5 protein-coding genes are annotated in these 3,412 nt (G+C 47.5%); all 5 read left to right on the plus strand.

Going from position 1 to position 3,412, the window contains the following annotated elements:
- A partial coding sequence (locus LIY36_RS27490) for an RHS repeat domain-containing protein (RefSeq protein ID WP_226457840.1) occupies positions 1–910 on the plus strand: 910 nt, incomplete at its 5' end.
- A gap of 1 nt (position 911) precedes the next feature.
- Positions 912–1,226 (plus strand): hypothetical protein, encoded by a 315-nt coding sequence (locus LIY36_RS27495; RefSeq protein ID WP_226457841.1) that lies wholly within the window; start codon positions 912–914, stop codon positions 1,224–1,226.
- Positions 1,227–1,409: 183 nt separating this feature from the next.
- Positions 1,410–1,832, plus strand: coding sequence for a hypothetical protein (locus LIY36_RS27500; protein ID WP_226457842.1), 423 nt, complete (start codon positions 1,410–1,412; stop codon positions 1,830–1,832).
- A 212-nt stretch (positions 1,833–2,044) separates the two neighbouring features.
- On the plus strand, positions 2,045–2,695 hold the full coding sequence (locus LIY36_RS27505) for a hypothetical protein (RefSeq protein WP_226457843.1): 651 nt from the start codon (positions 2,045–2,047) through the stop codon (positions 2,693–2,695).
- Between the two features lie 89 nt (positions 2,696–2,784).
- The gene (locus tag LIY36_RS27510) at positions 2,785–3,168 is read left to right on the plus strand and encodes a hypothetical protein (protein ID WP_226457844.1); all 384 of its coding nucleotides are present in this window, start codon (positions 2,785–2,787) and stop codon (positions 3,166–3,168) included.
- Positions 3,169–3,412: the final 244 nt, after the last annotated feature.

Consider the following 3,412-nt stretch of genomic DNA (forward strand, 5'->3'; position numbering starts at 1 on the left):
CTTTGGCCGGCGCATCAGCAAAACCGTTGAAGGCATGACAACGGAGTTCTTCTGGCAAGGCGACAAACTGATCGCCGAACACCACGCGGAGCGCCATCGCAGCTACCTCTACGAGCCGGACAGCTTCCGCCCGCTGGCCCTGCTGGAAGGCTTCGGTCCTACAAAAACCAAGTCCTACCATTACCAACTGGATCACCTTGGAACACCCCAGGAACTGACAAACCCCGACGGCGAAATCGTCTGGTCTGCGCACTACCGTGCCTACGGTGAAATAGCCCGTCTCGACGTGGGAACAATCGATAACCCGCTGCGTTTTCAAGGCCAATATTTCGATCGGGAAAGCGGGCTGCACTACAATCGGCATCGCTACTACAATCCGGATATTGGGCGTTATCTGACGCCGGACCCGGTGAAGTTGGCGGGTGGGATCAATGGGTATCGGTATGTGCCTAACCCTACGGGGTTGGTTGACCCACTGGGGTTGAGTACATGTCCGGGTGGAAAAAGGTGCACGCAATTACTCGGAGATGAAAATCCTGCACGACAACAAAAAGTCGATGAGGGTGCACCACCTCTACCGGCTGCACACCAACGGTTCCCAAGTGATCCGAATGATTTAACAACTGTCTTGGGCGTAGTCCCTAGAGTCTCCAAGACGAAGCACGATACTCAAAGAATGGAATGGAGACCCAACAGCGATACTCGAATAAGGTTTGAAAGCCATCCAGGAGATAAAGGCCCCTATGCGCCAAGACATCATGGAGAGCACTACCACATAGTACTCAAACCGAATAATTTGAGTTGGAAGCAGGCTGAAAAACAAAAACTGTTATTGAAGGTAAAACCCGAAAATTATGACCCCGAACACGGGACAGGCTTCTTGCCGGGCGAACGACACCCAGGAATCTGACATGACAAAATTCCCCGTCTCTGATGGAACAATTGAAAAAATAACCTGCAACCGAAATACCCTCTTGTTGGAGTTCACAGACTGGCAAGAAAAATCATGGCTGATAACTTTTGAAGGTCTCATCGCATTTCAAGGTGTGAGCGCTGTTGGCGCAGAAATATGCGATATGTACGAAGAGAAAACTTCGTTTCTTTCCAAAGAGGAAGAACGGCTGGAGCTAGGTGAGACAGGAATCAGCTACTGCTTCACATCAAGCAACGGTGGAGAGGTGATATTTATAGTGGTTGCTGGCGGCTACAGTGCTGTGGAGATTTAAACCTTCCTAGTCCCCAAAAACCTGTGGCGAGCGAGCTGGGTCGCGCAGCGGCCCCACCCCAGGCAACGCATTTTTTCAGTCAGGTCCGGGTCGTCCTTGTTGGGACCGCTTCGCAGCCCAGCGCGAGCAAGCTCGCTCACTACTACTATTGCCCGTCAGCCGATCACGAGTGGGTATTCCTCAATGAGCTATTTAGACGAAGAACTGATCGCAGACCTAAAAAAATCTAATATAAACTCCAGCACTCTCTCCAAAACTGAGCACTCTGCAATAATCAGGAAAATAAATGAACACATCCCTTTTACTGGAAGCCAAATTGCTTGGAGCTCCTTGGAAAACAGCATCAGTTTTGGATCAACCTCATCAAGCGCGGCGCTTTCTATGTTTGCCGAAAAAATTAACGCAGTCGCCGACGGCGAACTTATATTTATCGGCGACTCAGTTTGTGACGATGCTTATTTAGTAAAGGTTGAACACATAGACCAAACACTCAGGATTTTTTCTGAATCACCTCAACACACTTACATTTTGCAGAACTCATTAGCTTGGATTGCCTGCATCTCATTTGAAGGACACCTAGACTTCGCAAACACTATATGCCGCTGAAGAGCAGAACTCTCGCGGCTCGAGCAATGTAGTAGCCCTCCCTGGCTAGACGCCTGTACTTGGTGCACCCCATTGCCTGCCCGAGTCTACCGGGAGCTTATTGGTGATCAGAGCCGCCATATCACGGATCATATTCCATTACCGAAAATACAGCAGAATCAAGAACCCTTTGAAGACTATCAACGACTCACACACACTTCAAGAGATAGAAAATGAGCACCGTATATATAAACGAAATCGGAGTAAGACCTTGGGAAAGCATACAGCCAACCCAAGACACCCGTTTCACCACTACGACATTAATAGACCATGACTTCCAAAGCGTCTGGACGTCATGGTGCAACATAATGGAAAACCTTTCATCAGAATGGCCCATCAAAAGAGAGTGGCGTTCATCAACGACTGCCACCTTCAACTCAAGAACCGAAGAATATCTATTCATAAAAAACGCAACAAAAACACTTCAAGCCGGAGACCTGTGCAAGAAAAACGAAAAAACCAACATCTATTCCACAATCAAAAACCGACCAAGCAACCCAAGAGAGATAGAAAACCTAGCATTTGAAGGTTCCCACGACGTACTTCTGCTAATTCAAAAAAACACTCATGAAATACATGAACTCTGGTCTCAAATGACAATATTTGAAAGTCAAATCACACCCGACAACATAAGCACATTCCTAGCGTCGTCGACTGACAACTTGCTATGTAGATTTTACGATTCAGAAACACATGCCGCCGCCCAGCTCATATACCAGGCAACGAAGAAAAATATAGTTATACTAGACACAATAGAAAGCTTATTTAAAAAAATAAACATCAAGGACGTTCACCACTACATAAACAGAACCCAAAAAATATAAATACTGCAAATACAATGCGGACCTTGCTATCCCAACCCAAAAAGCAACACTGCCAGCAAGACCGAAAAAATCCACTATCGAAAAACAAAATGAAAATACGTGTCACCGAAGTCCGCTCCATCAAGAACACTATCCATGTGAGCTTCCTCTCATCCGCTGGAAGTGGCACCGCCGCATGGATCGGCATTCAGCCCATAGCGGGCAAGGAATTGGATGTCGAGTTCGATCTGGATGAGCTTTTTTCCTGGGGGGAAAACCTCACAGCATCACCTCGCAAATCACCACATATCGCCATCATCAATGGCGCGACCCATATAACGGCTGAAATGGCCCAAAACACAGACGAAGAATGGGTGGCACTCAAACTAGAGGACTCATTAATCTTCATTGAACTAAGCGAACCAATCACTCAAAAATCGGGTTTTATTGAAATAAGAGTTACCCGTGCAAACCTATATCCAACAAATATCTGAGTACTATAACCTTCACCAACAAGCCCCCCCCACAGCTTGAACTCACCAAAAAGCGCAATCCGTGGGGCAAGAAATCACCGATTCAAAGTCCGCCCATTCATCCGACTCCCCCCCTCCTTCAACACCCGCAACTCCAGATGCTGCAACAACATAATCGTCTTCCCATCCACAATATCCCCACTCTGCACCATCCCCAGCGCCTGCTCAAACCCCAACTCCAGCACCTCAATATCCTCGCCCTCCG

Source organism: Pseudomonas sp. AF03-9 (assembly GCF_020515815.1).
Lineage (GTDB): Bacteria > Pseudomonadota > Gammaproteobacteria > Pseudomonadales > Pseudomonadaceae > Aquipseudomonas.